Annotated in this window: 16 protein-coding genes; 9 read left to right on the forward strand and 7 right to left on the reverse strand. The window is 70.2% G+C overall.

Going from position 1 to position 14927, the window contains the following annotated elements; genetic code table 11:
- The first annotated feature begins 214 nt into the window (after positions 1–214).
- Complete coding sequence (locus ACO073_RS22710; protein WP_422000530.1) at positions 215–1216, forward strand: hypothetical protein; 1002 nt, start codon at positions 215–217, stop codon at positions 1214–1216.
- Between the two features lie 46 nt (positions 1217–1262).
- The gene (locus ACO073_RS22715) at positions 1263–2705 is read left to right on the forward strand and encodes a multicopper oxidase family protein (protein WP_422000531.1); all 1443 of its coding nucleotides are present in this window, start codon (positions 1263–1265) and stop codon (positions 2703–2705) included.
- On the opposite strand, the gene ACO073_RS22720 is transcribed toward ACO073_RS22715, so the two are convergent.
- Complete coding sequence (locus ACO073_RS22720; protein ID WP_422000533.1) at positions 2698–3222, reverse strand: cupin domain-containing protein; 525 nt, start codon at positions 3220–3222, stop codon at positions 2698–2700. The genes ACO073_RS22715 and ACO073_RS22720 overlap by 8 nt on opposite strands.
- Before the next feature lie 70 nt (positions 3223–3292).
- On the opposite strand from ACO073_RS22720, the gene ACO073_RS22725 reads away from it, so the two are divergent.
- The 5 genes from ACO073_RS22725 to ACO073_RS22745 all read left to right on the forward strand — a co-directional run bounded on the left by ACO073_RS22725 (position 3293) and on the right by ACO073_RS22745 (position 7778).
- Complete coding sequence (locus ACO073_RS22725; protein ID WP_422000535.1) at positions 3293–3787, forward strand: hypothetical protein; 495 nt, start codon at positions 3293–3295, stop codon at positions 3785–3787.
- A gap of 72 nt (positions 3788–3859) precedes the next feature.
- Entirely contained in the window at positions 3860–4288 is a 429-nt protein-coding gene (gene grrA / locus ACO073_RS22730) for a GrrA/OscA1 family cyclophane-containing rSAM-modified RiPP (RefSeq protein ID WP_422000536.1), read from the forward strand.
- Between the two features lie 4 nt (positions 4289–4292).
- Positions 4293–5531, forward strand: a complete 1239-nt coding sequence (gene grrM, locus ACO073_RS22735) for a cyclophane-forming radical SAM/SPASM peptide maturase GrrM/OscB (RefSeq protein WP_422000537.1) — start codon at positions 4293–4295, stop codon at positions 5529–5531.
- Complete coding sequence (locus ACO073_RS22740; protein WP_422000539.1) at positions 5528–6271, forward strand: hypothetical protein; 744 nt, start codon at positions 5528–5530, stop codon at positions 6269–6271. The genes grrM and ACO073_RS22740 overlap by 4 nt, the downstream gene beginning before the upstream one ends.
- A gap of 22 nt (positions 6272–6293) precedes the next feature.
- Positions 6294–7778, forward strand: a complete 1485-nt coding sequence (locus ACO073_RS22745) for an amino acid permease (protein ID WP_422000540.1) — start codon at positions 6294–6296, stop codon at positions 7776–7778.
- A gap of 133 nt (positions 7779–7911) precedes the next feature.
- On the opposite strand, the gene ACO073_RS22750 is transcribed toward ACO073_RS22745, so the two are convergent.
- Together ACO073_RS22750 and ACO073_RS22755 are read right to left on the reverse strand one after the other, a co-directional pair.
- Positions 7912–9117 carry a M23 family metallopeptidase gene (locus tag ACO073_RS22750; RefSeq protein ID WP_422000542.1) on the reverse strand — a complete coding sequence of 402 codons (1206 nt, stop codon included), beginning with the start codon at positions 9115–9117 and terminating at the stop codon, positions 7912–7914.
- A 139-nt stretch (positions 9118–9256) separates the two neighbouring features.
- Positions 9257–9757, reverse strand: a complete 501-nt coding sequence (locus ACO073_RS22755) for a tetratricopeptide repeat protein (RefSeq protein ID WP_422000544.1) — start codon at positions 9755–9757, stop codon at positions 9257–9259.
- 105 nt (positions 9758–9862) lie between these two features.
- Here ACO073_RS22755 and ACO073_RS22760 point away from each other — a divergent pair, with 105 nt between their 5' ends.
- Positions 9863–10087 (forward strand): hypothetical protein, encoded by a 225-nt coding sequence (locus ACO073_RS22760; RefSeq protein ID WP_422000545.1) that lies wholly within the window; start codon positions 9863–9865, stop codon positions 10085–10087.
- Between the two features lie 16 nt (positions 10088–10103).
- On the opposite strand, the gene ACO073_RS22765 is transcribed toward ACO073_RS22760, so the two are convergent.
- From ACO073_RS22765 to ACO073_RS22780, 4 genes are read right to left on the reverse strand one after another with little or no spacing between them, the layout of a single operon-like run.
- Positions 10104–11246 (reverse strand): ABC transporter permease, encoded by a 1143-nt coding sequence (locus ACO073_RS22765; protein WP_422000547.1) that lies wholly within the window; start codon positions 11244–11246, stop codon positions 10104–10106.
- The gene (locus tag ACO073_RS22770) at positions 11243–12187 is read right to left on the reverse strand and encodes an ABC transporter ATP-binding protein (protein ID WP_422000549.1); all 945 of its coding nucleotides are present in this window, start codon (positions 12185–12187) and stop codon (positions 11243–11245) included. Before ACO073_RS22770 ends, ACO073_RS22765 begins: the two co-directional genes overlap by 4 nt.
- A complete protein-coding gene (locus tag ACO073_RS22775; protein WP_422000550.1) occupies positions 12184–13203 on the reverse strand; it encodes an HlyD family secretion protein in 1020 nt (339 codons plus the stop codon). Before ACO073_RS22775 ends, ACO073_RS22770 begins: the two co-directional genes overlap by 4 nt.
- Entirely contained in the window at positions 13200–13832 is a 633-nt protein-coding gene (locus ACO073_RS22780) for a TetR family transcriptional regulator (protein ID WP_422000552.1), read from the reverse strand. The genes ACO073_RS22775 and ACO073_RS22780 overlap by 4 nt, the downstream gene beginning before the upstream one ends.
- A gap of 101 nt (positions 13833–13933) precedes the next feature.
- On the opposite strand from ACO073_RS22780, the gene ACO073_RS22785 reads away from it, so the two are divergent.
- Complete coding sequence (locus ACO073_RS22785; RefSeq protein ID WP_422000554.1) at positions 13934–14902, forward strand: ABC transporter substrate-binding protein; 969 nt, start codon at positions 13934–13936, stop codon at positions 14900–14902.
- The last annotated feature ends 25 nt before the right edge of the window (positions 14903–14927 follow it).

Below are 14927 nucleotides of genomic sequence, written 5' to 3' on the forward strand. Positions count from 1 at the left end.
AAATACTAGCACACGCAATATGAGATTTAAATTTAAAAGCCTTCCTCTCGCGATCGTTGTGACGCGATCGTGGCGGTTCAGCATTCCATCGCGTGATCGGCGCCGAGTAGCCTGTCGGGCGTTCGCTGCCTTGGCGTGTCTCCTGGCAATCCTCGCCGGCCCCGGGCCGGTCGGCGCGCAAGTCCAGCCTTCGGCGCAGTATCGCGGTCTCTCGATGCTCGACATCCCGTTCGCCAACGGGCCGATCGCCCGCACGCACGTGCCGCAGGTGTGGCTCCGGCTGCATGGCAGCCGGCCGCTCCGCTTCGGCCTCGACACCGGCTCGACCGGCATCGTCGTCTCCGCCGCGCATTTCACCCCCGGTCCGGGCGACGTCGCCGAGGGGCCGGGACGGCTGGTCTACAACAGCAGCGGCCGCATCCTCGAAGGCGAGCGCTACATGACCGACGTCGTGATCCAGCGCGACGAACGCACGCCGGTCGCGACCGCCCGCGTCCAGGTGCTGCGCGTGACCCGCATCGCCTGCCTGGAGCGTGCCCGCGACTGCCGGCCGGAGCGCGACCCGCGCGGCGTGGCCTTCATGGGCGTGGGCTTCGACCGCAATGGCGCCCAGGGCACCGAGCCGGGCGTCCCGCGCAATCCCTTCGTCAGCCTTGTCGCGCTGGCCTCGGGGGCGCCGCCGGCCACGGTGCGGCCGGGCTACATCGTGACGCGCACCGGGGTGCAGCTCGGCATGACCGCCGAGCGGACGCGCGGCTTTGCATTCATCAAGCTCGCCCCCGACGCGAGGTCCCGTCCGGGCGTGCCGGAATGGCGCGCCGCGCCCATGACCGTCGCGGTCAACGGCGTCTCGGGCAGGGGAACCCTGCTGGTCGATACCGGCATCGGCTACATGTTCCTGTCGCCGCCGGAAGGCACGGGCCTGCGCCGCGGTGGGCGACCACCCGAGGGCACGCGCATCGACGTCTTCGTGCCCGACCGCCGGATGCCGCAGCCCGCGTCCTACGGCTTCGCGGTGGGCTCGCACGACAACCCGATGCATCCGGACCACGTCGACATCGTCCACGATGCCGGCGTGTTCGTGAACACCGGTCGCATGTTCCTCGAGGGGTTCGACTATCTGTACGACGCGGCCGGCGGCTATGTCGGCTTCGGCTGGAACGGCCGCCTGCCCGCCGGGCTGGGCCACGTAACGCCCGGTCTCGCTTCGCCGTGACGGCAAGGGTCGTGTAGACTGCCGGAAACGAAAAGTCGGAGGCATCATGTCGCTTTTGCGCCGGACGCTGCTCGCCGCCACGGCAGGTGCCGCTCTTGCCCCGCTGCCGCCGTTCCGGACCGCCCGCGCCTCCGGACAGCGGACGCTCGACCTGACGCGGCGCACGATCGAGGTGGGCGGCAAGCCCGCCACCCGGTATCGCGTCGTCCAGCCGGACGGAACGTGGGGTCTCACGCTCGACCAGGGCGACATGTTCGACGTCCGCCTGCAGAACGGCCTGTCGGTCGATACCAGCGTCCATTGGCACGGCATGACGCCGCCCTGGAAGCAGGACGGCGTGCCGTACATCTCCGCGCCGCCGATCGCCGCCGGCCGCAGCGCCGACTTCCGCTTTCCGGCGGTGCCGGTCGGCACGCGCTGGATGCATTCCCATTTCGGCCTCCAGGAGCAGAACCTGCTCGCCGCCCCGCTCATCGTGCGCGAGCGCAGCGCGATCGAGAGCGGCCACCAGGAGGTCGTCGTCATGTTCGAGGACTTTTCCTGGTCGAGCCCCGACGAGATCTTCGCCGACCTGCGAAAGCCTCGCCCGATGGCGATGATGGCGGCGAATGCCGACGCCGGGGCGGCGCGGGGCGCCATGAAGATGCCGGATGCTGAGAAAGCGGGCAAAGGCGACCGCGACCTGAACGACGTCACCTACGCCGCCTTCCTCGCCAACGACCGGACGCTCGCGGATCCGCAGGTCTTCGACGTCGACAAGGGCGCCGAGGTGCGCCTGCGGCTGATCAACGGCGCGGCATCGACCAACTTCATGATCGAGCTCGGTTCCATCGAGGGCACGGTCCTCACAGTCGACGGCAATCCCGTGGCGCCGGTCACGGTCCGCCGCTTCCCGCTCGCGGTGGCGCAGCGCGTCGACATCCTGGTGCGCATGCCGGCCGACGGCTCGGCCGTGCCGGTCGTGGCGCGCGGCGAGGGAAGGCCGCTGCAGGCCGGCGTCGTGCTCCGGCCGCGCGGCGCCGCAGTCAGCAAGATCCCGATCACGGCCGCCGAGGCCGCACCGGCCCTGACGCTGGGTGAAGAGATGAAGCTGCGTGCCAGCCAGCCGCTGCCTGCCCGCAAGATCGATCGCTCGGTGGAGGTCGACCTCACCGGCCAGATGCTGGGCTATGTCTGGGGCCTGTCCGTGAACGGCATGGCGGGCGCGCCGGTGACCGTCGGCAAGGGCGAGCGGGTCGAGCTTGTGATGCGCAACACCACCATGATGTCGCATCCCATGCACCTGCACGGCCATTCTTTCCAGGTGACGGAGATCGACGGCAAGCCGCTGGCGGGTGCGCTGCGCGACGTCCTGCTCGTGACGCCGGGGACGACCGCGAAGGTCGTCTTCGATGCCGACAATCCCGGCATCTGGGCCTACCACTGCCACAACCTGTACCACCTGGCCGCCGGCATGTTCACGACCGTCGTCTATCGCGACTTCACCTGACCTTCGGGCCTCCCCCAACCGCCCACAGGCGCGTCAGCGGACCGGCAGGGCCTTCGACCGGATCCTGCTCGGGCAAGGGCACGCGGGCGATCGCGTCACGCGCCGCGGCGGCATCGATCTCGCCCGGCCGCCGCTGGTCGAACGAGCCGTTGCGCGGGTAGGCGCCGACCACCAGAAGGTCATCGCTCGCCGCGGTGCGGCGATGGCCGGTGCCGGCGGGCAGGACGACGACGTCGCCGGCCTCGACCGTCAGCACCCGGCCTCTCGCGCCGCCGAACTCGACCGTCGCCCGGCCGCGGGCGATGCCCAGCACCTCGTGCGCTGCGGTGTGGAAATGCAGGAACGGATAGATGCCGTTGCGCCAACCGTCGCCCCAGCCGTGCGACGAGAACAGGCGCTCGAACGGCGCGGCGGGATCGGCCAGCCCCCCGATCGACACCACCTGCCGATAAACCAACAACGGGAGAATGGGATTGTTCGGCGTCTCGCCGTCGTCCTCCAACAGGAAGGTCTGCACTTCAAGCACCCCATCCTCCTTTCCCGGACCCGGCAGGAACCAATCGCCAGCGCCGTGCGTTCGATTTCGCATGCGCTACTGCGTTCAACTGGCAACTTCGGTCGACGTTGCCTTCCTCGCCACCGCCATGGACGAAAACGATCCAGGGGTGGCGGGTGAGAATGCGCCGATCGACCGGCTGCTGCAAACCTGTGCCGCAAGCTCCCAGGTTTGGGCTGCGCGCGACGCGCGCGGCACGCCCACCGCGCTGTGGGGCGTCACGCCCTTCGCCGACGATCCCGATGTCGGGCATCTCTGGATGCTCGCCTGCGAGGCCTTCGACGACAATCCGATGGAGCTCGGGTCGCTGTGCCGACTGGTCTTCGGCGAGATGCTGAACACCTATATCCGTCTCGAGAACTATGTCGATGTGCGCAAGGTGCGCGCCGTCGACCTGCTGCGCTCGATCGGGTTCGCCATCGAGCCCGCAGGGCGCCAGGTGCACGAGGACGGCAACTTCCATCGCGCCTGGATCGACACCGACCGGCTGCGGGCCGGCTCCGTGCCAAGCCGCCTCCCGAACTGAAACTGCCTTTTCATTTGCGAGCCTCTCGCAGGACTGGGTAACGTGGGGAGCCTCGCGACCAAGGGAGTTCACATGGCCGAAGATCGTCGTTCTGCCCGGGTACTGGCGGCCCTGCTGCCGGCTGGAGCGTTCGGGCTGTCGGTCAGTCTGGCGTCGGCCGATGCGGCGGCGGCGCGCTCCGACGGCGGCGACGGGGCCCGAAAGCCGGGCGAGGTCGCCAATCGCCTGCAGTCGATCCGCCTCACGGTGACCGAGGCGCTCCAGCAATACGCCACCGACCACAAGCCCTTCGTCGCCGTCGATCCCGAGCAGCAGCTCGCCTGGTGGGGCAACGGCTGGCACAACGGCGGCTGGCACAATGGAGGCTGGCACAACGGCGGTTGGGGCAACGGCGGCTGGCACAATGGCGGCTGGGGCAATGGCTGGCACAACGGCGGCTGGGGCAACGGCTGGCACAATGGCGGCTGGGGCAACTGGCACAACGGCTGGCACAACTGGTAGGACCATGACCGCGGCTCCGACGTCCGGCGCGCCCGGACGGCCCGAGATCGGCATGGTCGTGGTGCAGCCCACGGCCTTCTGCAACATCGACTGCACCTACTGCTACCTGCCGGACCGGAACGACAAGCACGTCATGGCCCAGGCCACGGTGCGCCGCCTGTTCGGCGAAGTCTTCGCCTCGGGCTGGGCGTCGCCCGACCTGATCGTTCTGTGGCACGCCGGCGAACCGCTGGCGGCCTCGCGCGACTTCTACAGCGAGGCCTTTGCCGCCATCGAGGCGGTGCGGCCGGCCGGGGTCAACGTCAAGCATTCCTTCCAGACCAACGGCACGCTCGTGACTGCCGAGTGGTGCCGGCTGTTCCTCGAATGGAACGTCGGCATCGGCGTCAGCGTCGACGGCCCGCAAGCGCTGCACGACCGCAATCGCCTGACGCGAAGCGGCCGCGGCACCTTCGACAAGACGATGGCCGGCATCCGCTGCCTCCAGGACAATGGCGTGCCCTTCCACGCGCTCTCCGTTCTGTCGAGCGAGAGCTTCGACCGGCCCGACGAGATGCTCGCTTTCTACGAGGAGGCCGGCATCGACAAGGTCTGCTTCAACGTCGAGGAATCGGAGGGAACGCACGTCTCGCCGCTGCTCGGCGAGGAGCGCGAGGTCCTGCGCCGCCGCTTCGCGTCCTTCCTGCGGCGGTTCTGGCACCGCGCCCGGGCGAACGGAAAGGTCACATTCGTGCGCGAGATCGACCAGACCGTGCCGCGCATGTTCCGGCCCGACGGCGTGCCCACCCGCAACATCCAGTGCGAGCCGCTCGCCATGCTGAACGTCGACAGCCGCGGCAACGTCTCGAGCTTCTCGCCCGAGCTGCTGGGCATGAAGAACGCCGCCTACGGCGACTTCCTGCTGGGCAACATCACGATCAACTCGCTGGCCGAGATCCATTCGGCCTGCCTGCGCTCGGCGCTGCATCGCGACATCCGGGCCGGCACGCAGGCCTGCGAGGCGGCCTGCGAATACTACTCGGTCTGCGGCGGCGGTTCGCCGGTCAACAAGCTGTTCGAGAACGGCTCGTTCACCGGAACGACGACGTCCTTCTGCACGCTGACGCAGATGGTGCCGACCGATCTCATCCTCGAGGCCTACGATCGCCTCGAGCAAAGCTGGACCGGAGACGCTCCGGCCCCCGTCGCCCGATCCCAAGCGCCAACACCGGCCGAGGCCGCGCTGTCACCGAGGATGCCATGACCCGATCCAAGCTGTTCGTCCTTGCTTCCCTCCTGGCCGCCGGCCTCCTGGGCCCGGCCGCGCAGGCCCAGCAGCAGCAGGCGCCGGCTACCCCGTCGACGCCCGGCGCGCCGGGCCAGCCGGCCAACGCCTACGGCGGCAGCCCCCAGGGCGGGCCGCCGCCGGACCAGGGCGGCGGCCCGCCGGCGCCCGTGCTCGTCGTGACCAGCATCGAGGTGCTGCGCTCGGATCGAAACGGCGGCCTCGACCTCGTGCGGGTCCGGGGCCTCACCACCTCGGGCGCCTGGAGCCAGCCGCTCCTGAAGCCCATCACGCGGGGCGAGGCGCGCGACGGCATCCTCGATCTCATGTTCGAGGCGAGCTCGCCCGCCGGTGCCCAGCCGCTCGGCCCGTTCATGCCCGTCGAGGCCCTGCTCCCGGTCGAGACGGGGCATCCCTACAAGGGCGTGCGGGTGCGCGGCGGCAGCAACGCGGTCAGCCTGAAGTCGATTCCCGGTTACGTCGAGGTGACTCCGCCCAAGGAGGATTGCGCCAAGTGCCTCGGCAAGTTCTTCGTTCCCAACGGCACCACGGCGCCGGCGGGGGCAACGGCCGACAATTCGGTGCGCGAGGCCGACCTGCCGTGGAAGCTGCGGGTCATCAAGCCGACCGACGGGATCCCGAGCTACGCTGTCGATCCCAACCGCCTGACGCTCGTCCTGTCGGAGGACGGCCGCATCATCGACGCCGCCTGGGACTGAGCCGCCGGATTCCCGTCGCGGCATGACGGCCGATCGCCACGGCTACAGCACCGTCCCGGCCGACTATTTCCGGCGCCGCGGCCTGCGCCGCTATGCCGGCGTGGCCTCGCTGTGGGCGCTGGGCGTGGGCGCCGTCATCTCCGGCCACTACTCGGGCTGGAACCTCGGACTGATGGCCGGAGGCTGGGGCGGACTGGCCCTCGCCGCGCTGGTCATCGCCGCCATGTATCTCGGCCTGGTGTTCTGCATCGCCGAGATGGGCGCCGCCCTGCCGCACACCGGCGGCGCCTACTCCTTCGCCCGTGCCGCGATGGGACCGTGGGGCGGCTTCGTCACCGGCCTGTGCGAGAACGTCGAGTACGTTCTGACGCCGGCCGTCGTCGTCTCCTTCCTCGCCACCTACCTCGCTGCCGTCTTCGACACGCCGGCGGCCTGGCTCCCCGCCTACTGGGTCGCGGGCTACGCGGTGTTCGTCGGCCTGAACGTCTGGGGCGTCGAACTCTCCTTTCGCGTCACCGTCGTGGTCACGCTGGCCGCCCTCGCCTGCCTCGCCGTGTTCTGGATCTCCGCGCTGCCGGTCGCCGACTTCCGTCGCTACGCCCTCGACATCGGCGTCGCGCCCGACGGTCATCCGGTCGCGCTGCCGCAGGGCGGCGGCCCGCTGCTGCCGTTCGGCCTGCACGGCGCGCTCGGAGCCCTGCCCTTCGCCGTCTGGCTGTTCCTCGCCATCGAACAGCTCCCCCTCGCCGCCGAGGAATCGATGGATCCCGCCCGCGACATGCCGCGCGGGATCATCGCCGGGCTGGCGACCCTGATCGTGTCGGCCGGCCTGATCCTGTGGCTGAACCCGTCGGTCGCGCCCGGCGCCTTCGCGCTCGCGACCTCGGGCGAGCCGCTGCTCGACGGCTTCCGCGCCACCTTCGGCGAACACCTGGCCCGGACGCTGGCGCTGATTGCCTGCGTCGGCCTGGTCGCCTCGTTCCACACGATCCTGTTCGCCAAGGGCCGGCAGATCTATTCGCTGTCGCGGGCCGGCTACTTCCCGCGCTTCCTGTCGGTCACGCACCCGCGCCACAAGACGCCCCACGTCGCGCTGGCCGCGGGTTCGCTGCTGGCGCTCGCCATCATGTTCGCGCTGTGGTTCGGCATGGGAGCGGATCGCGGCGTCGCCGTCATCCAGGGCATGCTGCTGAACATGGCGGTGGCGGGCGCCATGCTGTCCTACCTGCTGCAGGCGGTGAGCTTCATCGTGTTGCGCCGCCGCTTCCCCGACCTCGCGCGACCCTATCGCTCGCCGCTCGGCATCGTCGGCGCCGTCCTCACGCTGGCGATCGCCGTCGTGACGCTGGCCTATCAGCTCCTCGATCCGGTGTTCGCCGCCGGCGTGCTGGGAGTCGGCGCCTGGTTCGCGCTCGGCATCCTGTGGTTCGCCCTGCGCGGCCGGCACCGCCTGGTGCTGGCGCCCGAGGAAGCCTTCGCGCTCGCCCAGACCGACAGGCCGCTCTAAGGCATGATGAGATTGGCTGGGAACAGCCAGTCTCATCCCGCTGTAGGGGGCGCGCCCCTATTGGAGCGCGGACCTCCAGGTCCGCTCATGGTCATGATGCGGACCTGGAGGTCCGCGCTCCGGCTGCCACGACCTAGAGCGGAGCCGCCGCCGCGGCGGCGCCCCCCGCGACCTTCGCCTCGCTGGCACGTTCCTCGAGCGAGCGGGTGACCTGCTTGCGGAAACGCTCGAGGTCGACGCCGTGGAGCTGGGCTGCCCTGAGCTCGGGATGGGTGATCGGATTGACCGGCTTGCCGTCGCTCAGGAGCTCGAAATGAAGATGGGCGCCGGTCGAGCGTCCGGTCGAGCCGACGAAGGCGATCAGTTCGCCGCGCACAACGGTCTCGCCCGGCTCGATGCCCGGCGCGAAGGCCGAGAGATGGCCGTAGACGGTCGAGAGCTTGCCGGGATGGTCGATGCGGACCCAGTTGCCGTAGCGGCCGTTCGGCCCGGCGCCGACCACGACGCCGTCGGCGGCGGCATAGACCGGCGTGCCCGTCGAGGCCACGAGGTCGATGCCCTCGTGCATGTAGAGCGGCCGGGCGGCCGCGCGCGGCGGCGCGGCCTTCCAGTTGCCGTAGGGAGCGAACGTCGATCCGAGCGGCGTGCCAAGCGAGGTCGTGCCGCCGTTGCCGTTGGTGCCGCCGGTGGGCAGGCCCGGCGGCAGGCCGCGTTTGCGGGGCGGACCGCCCATGGGCTCCTTCCTGCCGGTCGCCGACAGGGGCCGCGGCTGCTCGAAGGGATCGCGCCGCAGGCCGAAGCCGGAGGAGATCGAGATGGCATGGAGCGGCAGGCGGAGCGCCGGGGGGCTCGCGGCCTGGCCGCTGGCCAGCCAGAAGCGATCGACCTTGTCGCGGCCCCGGAAACGATGGATGGCGACGGTGCCGCGGGCCCTGGTGGTGAGCTCCGCCCACCGCACGTGCCCCACGCCGATCGGCGCACCCTCCACCGTGAACTCCTGCTCGTAACGGACGTAGAGCCGGTCGCCCTTGTGGACGTCACGCTCCAGGTTCACGGCCGTGGAAAGAGCGGACATCGCATCGAGCATTGCGGCACCCGGCACGTCGGACGCGGCCAGCGCCGCCTCGAGCGACGTCTCGACCACCACCGTGCGCGCGATCTCGCGGCTGAACGTCAGGTAGCCGCGGTCTCGGGCATCCTCGTCGACGAAGCCCAGCAGGCGCTCCTCGGCGGCACGCCCGTCTGCGGAAGCGTCGTCATCGGCAGCGCGACCGTCGTGCGGCAGGGTGAACAAGGTCAAGGAAGCGGCGAACGCCGCAGCGAGCGAGGCCTTCTTCATGGTGCCCTGTCTGCGACGAAATCGGCTCGAATGCCAGTGACCTTGCAGGACCCGAGCCACGCTGCGCCGCTGTGGCACAGCTCGCTGATTTGCGCGCAGCCACGCAACATCCTGTCGCTCCGGCGGCGGCGCACGCGGTCTACCGAACGGGCTTGAACGCGCGGATCCGGCGCTCGGCCTCGGTGATTTGCGCAGGCGTCATGCGCTTGGTCAGGGTGGCGAGGTCCTTCCGGGCCTGGTCGCGCCGCTCCTGGTTCTTGACCGTGTAGTTGGTGATGGCAAGCGACAGCCACTTGTAGGCCTCGACATTGTCGTGGGGCGGGATGCCCTCGCCGAACCCCAGCATGAAGCCGATGTCGTTCTGCGCCCGCGCATAGCCCTGGTTGGCCGCCTGCAGATAGAGACGGGCGGCCTCCTTGTGGTCGCGCGGCACGCCCTCGCCGCTCCAGTACATGGCGCCCAGCAGCGTGCGCGCCTCGGCATTGCCCTTGGCCGCCCACTGCTTCCAGATGCGCACGGCGGTAGCCATATCCTTGCGCTCGTAGGCGCCGGCTGCGGCGCGCATGTCGGCCTCGAGCGACTGCGCGGCCAGAGGAGAGACGAGCAACAGCGCAAGCAGGCCGGCCAGAAGCGATTTCATGTCGCCATCGTAGGCGGACGATGCCGGCAAGTGAAGTTGCCGTGGACGCAACCCGCGCCGCGCCGGCCGCATTGCCTCGGAACCGATCCCGACAGGAGCCGTACGATGGCCGATCTCGTCTCCGATGCCGCAGTGGCCGCGCAGGAGCTGCGTGCCCACGAGCAGACCTTCCATACTTTCAACAGGCTCGTCCTCTTCGCCGTCCTGCACGTCATCATCGTGCTGGGCTGCCTGGCGCTTGCCTTCGTCGGCCATGTGCCGCTGCTGGCCGCGATCCTCGGGATCGGCGGCACGATCGCCCTGATCGCCGTCTTCACGGTCACCGGCTGACGCCCCCCGCTCGACCTCAGTCGAGGGTCATGCGGTAGCGGCTGATTGCCAGGGTCGACACGACCAGCAGGATCGCCACCAGCGCCGCCAGCTCGGCCGACAGGCTGGAGAAGCCCGCGCCCTTCAGCATCAGTCCGCGCACGATGCGCATGAAATGGGTCGCCGGCAGGATCTCGCCGAGCCACTGCGCCCAGACCGGCATGCCGCGGAACGGGAACATGAAGCCCGACAGCAGGATCGAGGGCAGCAGCAGGAAGACCGAGGCCTGCATGGCCTGGAGCTGGTTCTGCGTCACCGTCGAGATGGTGAAGCCGATGGCGAGATTGGTCGTGATGAACAGTGCCGTCCCCAGGCAGAACAGCGCGAAGCTGCCCTGCACGCCGACGCCGAACAGCAGCCAGGCGACCAGCAGGATCACCACGACCTGGACCGCGCCGATGGCGATATAGGGTGCGATCTTGCCGATCATGACCTCGATCGGGCGCACCGGCATGGCCAGCAGGTTCTCCATCGTGCCGCGCTCGCGTTCGCGCGTCACGGCAAGCGCCGTCATCATCACCATGGTCTGCGTCAGGATCACGGCCAGCAGGCCCGGCACGACGTTCAGGTTCGACTTTCCTTCCGGATTGTAGCGCCGCTGCAGCACGACCTCGATCGTGCCCGGCTCGCGGCGCAACCGGGCGAGCGGCCCCACCAGGTCGCGCGTCAGCGCCTGCTCGATCGCCGGCGTCGCCGCGGCCAGCGGGTTGGCCGCCGCCATGGGATCCGTGGCGTCGGCGTCGATCAGGATCTGGGCGCGCTCGCCGCGCACCAGCCGGCGCGTGAAGTCGGACGGGATGGTGACGACGAATTGCACCTCGCCGCTCTGCAGGAGAGCGTTGGCCTCGGCTTCCGTCCGCGCCTGGTGCGTGAAGCGCATGTAGCCGGTGTTGGCCAGCGCCGACAGGATGGTGCGCGTGATGCGGCTCTGGTCGGCCGCCACCACGGCGGTCGGCAGGCGGTGCGGATCGGTGTCGATGGCGTAGCCGAACAGCAGGAGCTGCATGATCGGCAGGCCGAACATCATGGCGAAGGTCAGCCGGTCGCGCGCGAGCTGGCGCACCTCCTTGGCGACGATGGCGCCGAGGCGGCGCCACGATCCGGACAGCCGCCCCATCATCCGTCGGCCGGGCCGTTGTCGCGCGCCCGCCCCATGAGGTCGATGAAGATGTCCTCCAGCGTCGGCTCGGCCTCGTGCCAGGCGAGCGCCGGATCGGCGCGCCAGGGTTCGATCGCTTTCAGCAGCCGGTCGCGGTCGGGGCCGCAGACATGGAGGGTGGCGCCGAAGGCGGCAGCCGCCGTGACGCCGGGCGCGTCGCGCAGGCGCGGCGCCAGCCGGTCGGCCCCGGCGCCGCTGGCGACGAAGGCGACCAGGCCTGAATTGCGCACGATCTCCTCGGCGGTGCCGCGCGCCATCAGCTCGCCGTAGGCGATGTAGGCGATCTCGTGACAGCGCTCGGCCTCGTCCATGTAGTGGGTCGAGACCAGCACCGTGATGCCCTGCGCGGCGTAGGCGTGGATCTCGTCCCAGAACGCGCGCCGCGCCTTGGGGTCGACACCGGCCGTCGGCTCGTCGAGCAGCAGCAGGCGCGGCTCGTGCAGCACGCAGGCGGCGAGCGCCAGTCGCTGCTTCCAGCCGCCCGAAAGCGAGCCGGCGAGCTGCCCCTGGCGGCTGGCGAGGCCCAGCCGCTCCAGCGCCTCGTCGATGCGCGGGCGCAGCCGGTCGAGCCCGTAGACCCGGCCCACGAACTCGAGGTTCTCGCGGATCGTGAGGTCCTCGTAGAGGCCGAAGCGCTGGGTCATGTAACCGGTCTGGCGCTTGATGGCCTCGCGCTCGCGCACCAGGTCGTGGCCGAGGCAGGTGCCGCCGCCGCCGTCGGGAGTCAGCAGGCCGCAGATCATGCGCAGCGTCGTGGTCTTGCCCGAGCCGTTGGGCCCGAGGAAGCCGCAGATGCGTCCCTGCTCAACCGAGAGGCTCAGCCGGTCGACGACGGTGCGCCGGCCGTAGCGCTTCACCAGATCGTGGACGTCGATGGCCGGGCTCACGGGGGCCGGGGTCACGGGCCCGGCCCCCCGATCGGCGCCACGGTGACCGGCAGGCCCGGCGCCAGCGACACGCCGCCGACCTCCGCCTGCGGCCGCGCCTCGATCATGAAGACGAGCTTGGTCCGCGCGTTCTGCGAGTAGATCACCGGCGGCGTGAACTCGGCCCGCGGCGAGACGTAGGTGATGGTCGCCTCGAGCCCGGCCGGGCAGCCGTCGCAGGTGAAGGACACCGGCAGCCCGATGCGGGCGCGCGCGACCTCCTCCTCGGGCACGAAGAAGCGCAGCTTCACGCGCGAGGCCGGCAGCAGCGACACGACCGGCGTGCCGGCCGGCACCCATTCGCCGACATTGAAGAAGGTGTTCTCGACCAGCGCGTCGCTCGGCGCCCGGGGCATCAGGTCGGCCAGCCGCTTGCGCGCCTGCTCGAGGTTGGCCTCGCTCTGCCCGATCAGCGCCTGGGCGGCGTCGATCTCGGCCCGGCGCGCGGCGAGATCGCCGGCCCTTTCCTGCGCCGCCAGGGAGGCGAGGCGCGCCCGCAGCTGGCGCACCTGCGCCTCGGCCTGGTCGTAGGCCTGCCGCGTGGTCACGCTGCGCGCCAGCAGCTCGCCCTGGCGCCTGAACTCGCTCTCGGCCAGCGCGAGGTTGGCCTCGACCTCGTTGCGCTGGGCGCGAACGATCTCCTGTTCCTCCGGCCGCTTGCCCGTCAGCAGGTTCTCGTGGCGCGCCCTGGCCTCGGCGAGGCTCGCCTCGGCGCGCGCGACCTCGGCCCTGGCAAGGGTCGGGTCGATGACGAACAGCAGCTCGCCCTTCCTGACCTGGGCACCGCGATCGACCGGCCGCTCCAGGAGCTGGCCCGCGACCGGCGGCGCGATCAGGCTGGTCTCGCCCTCGACATAGCCGAGATAGGGCTCGTCGGCCTTCACGCCCAGCAGCGCGAAGAGGGGCGGCCGCCAGTAGCCCTGGGTGGCGAGCAGCACGGCGGCCAGCACCACCAGGCCGACGATCGCGAGACGGCGGGGCGAGGGCTTCATGGGGCACCGTCCGGCGCGATCAGCCCGCGCACGATCAGGTCGGCGTGATGGCGGGCGAGCGCGCGCACGTCGAGCCTCTCGGCGCCGATCGGCTCGAACACGCTGCGCCAGAGGACCGCCAGCAGCATCGCGCCGATGATCGAGCGCACGGTCATGGCGGGATCGACGGCACGGAACTCCCCGGAGGCGACGCCGCGCCGGATCAGCCCCTCGAGCATCGGCATCCCCTGGCCGATGACCTCGTCGAGATAGAAGCGGCCGATCTCGGGGAAGGCGCGCGATTCAGCGATCACCACCTTGGCGACGGCCGCCATCGGCGTGTCCTCGATGCGACTGGCCATGAATTCGAGGATGCGCGGCAGCAGCGGCGCCACCGGTCCGCGATGGGCGGCAAGCATGGCGGCGACCGTGTCGAGATTGCCGGACACGGCCTGGCGGACGACGCCGCGGAAGAGCGCGGTCTTGTCGTCGAAATAAAGGTAGATCGCCGCCTTCGACAGGCCGGCGCGGGCCGCCACGTCGTCGAGCCGCGTGCCGGCGAAGCCCTTCTCCACGAAAAGGGCCAGTGCCGCCTCGAGGATCTCGGCCGGCCGCTCGGCCGGGGCACGACGCTGCTTGACGCTTGCCATATAACTAACTTACTGGTCAGTTAGTTAATAATCAAGTCCTCCGGACGATGTTGTCGATCCAAGGTTTATCGGCCCTCGCCCCGTCTGCTATCGAGCCGGCCATGCATCGCCGTTCCCTCCTCACCGCCGCCCTGGCCGGCGCCTCGCTCGCCGTCCCGCGGGTCGCCGGCGCCCAGATCGAAGACAAGGTCGAGAAGGTCGAGATCCTGCTCGACTGGAAGCCGCTGCCGACCTTCGCCGGCTTCTTCCTCGCCCGCTCCATGGGCGCCTTCGAGCGGCGCGGCCTCGAGGTCACGTTTGCCGAGACCCAGGGCGCGGTGACCTCGGCCGAGAAGATCGGCAAGGGCTCCCCCTACTGGATCGGCACCTCGAGCGGGATGGCCACGGTGATCGGCCGCTCGAACGGGCTGCCGATCAAGAGCCTCGCCGTCTACTATCCCAAGACGCCGACCGTGATCTTCAGCCGGTCGGAGGACCGCATCGCCCATCCGCGCGACCTCTACGGCAAGACGCTGGGCGTCGTGCCGGGCAGCATCACCAACGAGGAGCTGCGGGCGCTGATCACGGTCAACAAGCTCGACCCCGACAAGATCAGGGAGATCCCGGTCAACTGGGACGCCTATACGCTGATCGACAAGAAGGTCGACGCGCTGATCGACTACGAGGAGATGGCGCCCGCCGAGCTGGTCGCCGAAGGCCGCCGCATCACCATGCTCCGGCTCGCCGACTTCGGCGTGCGCGTCTACAGCCTGAACCTGATCGTCAACGACGCGGCCTGGGCCGATCCGGCGCGCCGGGTGATCGCCCAGAAGGTCGTGGAGGCCGTGCAGGAGGGCTACAACTCGGTGAAGGAGCGCGCCGGCGACGCCGCCCTGCGCTTCTCCACCCTGTTCCCCCGCCTGGCGCCGCGCTACGTCGATCGCAGCATGGTGACGGTGGCGCAGCAGCTCTCGGGACCGCCGACGGGCGAGCAGACCCGCGCCGGCTGGGAAGCCACCATCAAGACCCTCGAATCGCTGAAGCTGCTGGCAAAGCCCGTCACCGTCGACGAGGTCGCCGTCCTGAACTAGAGCCACTCATGGCCGGGCCGCGCCA

The sequence above is a fragment of the Reyranella sp. genome, from assembly GCF_965229815.1.
In the GTDB taxonomy this organism is placed as follows: Bacteria; Pseudomonadota; Alphaproteobacteria; order Reyranellales; family Reyranellaceae; genus Reyranella.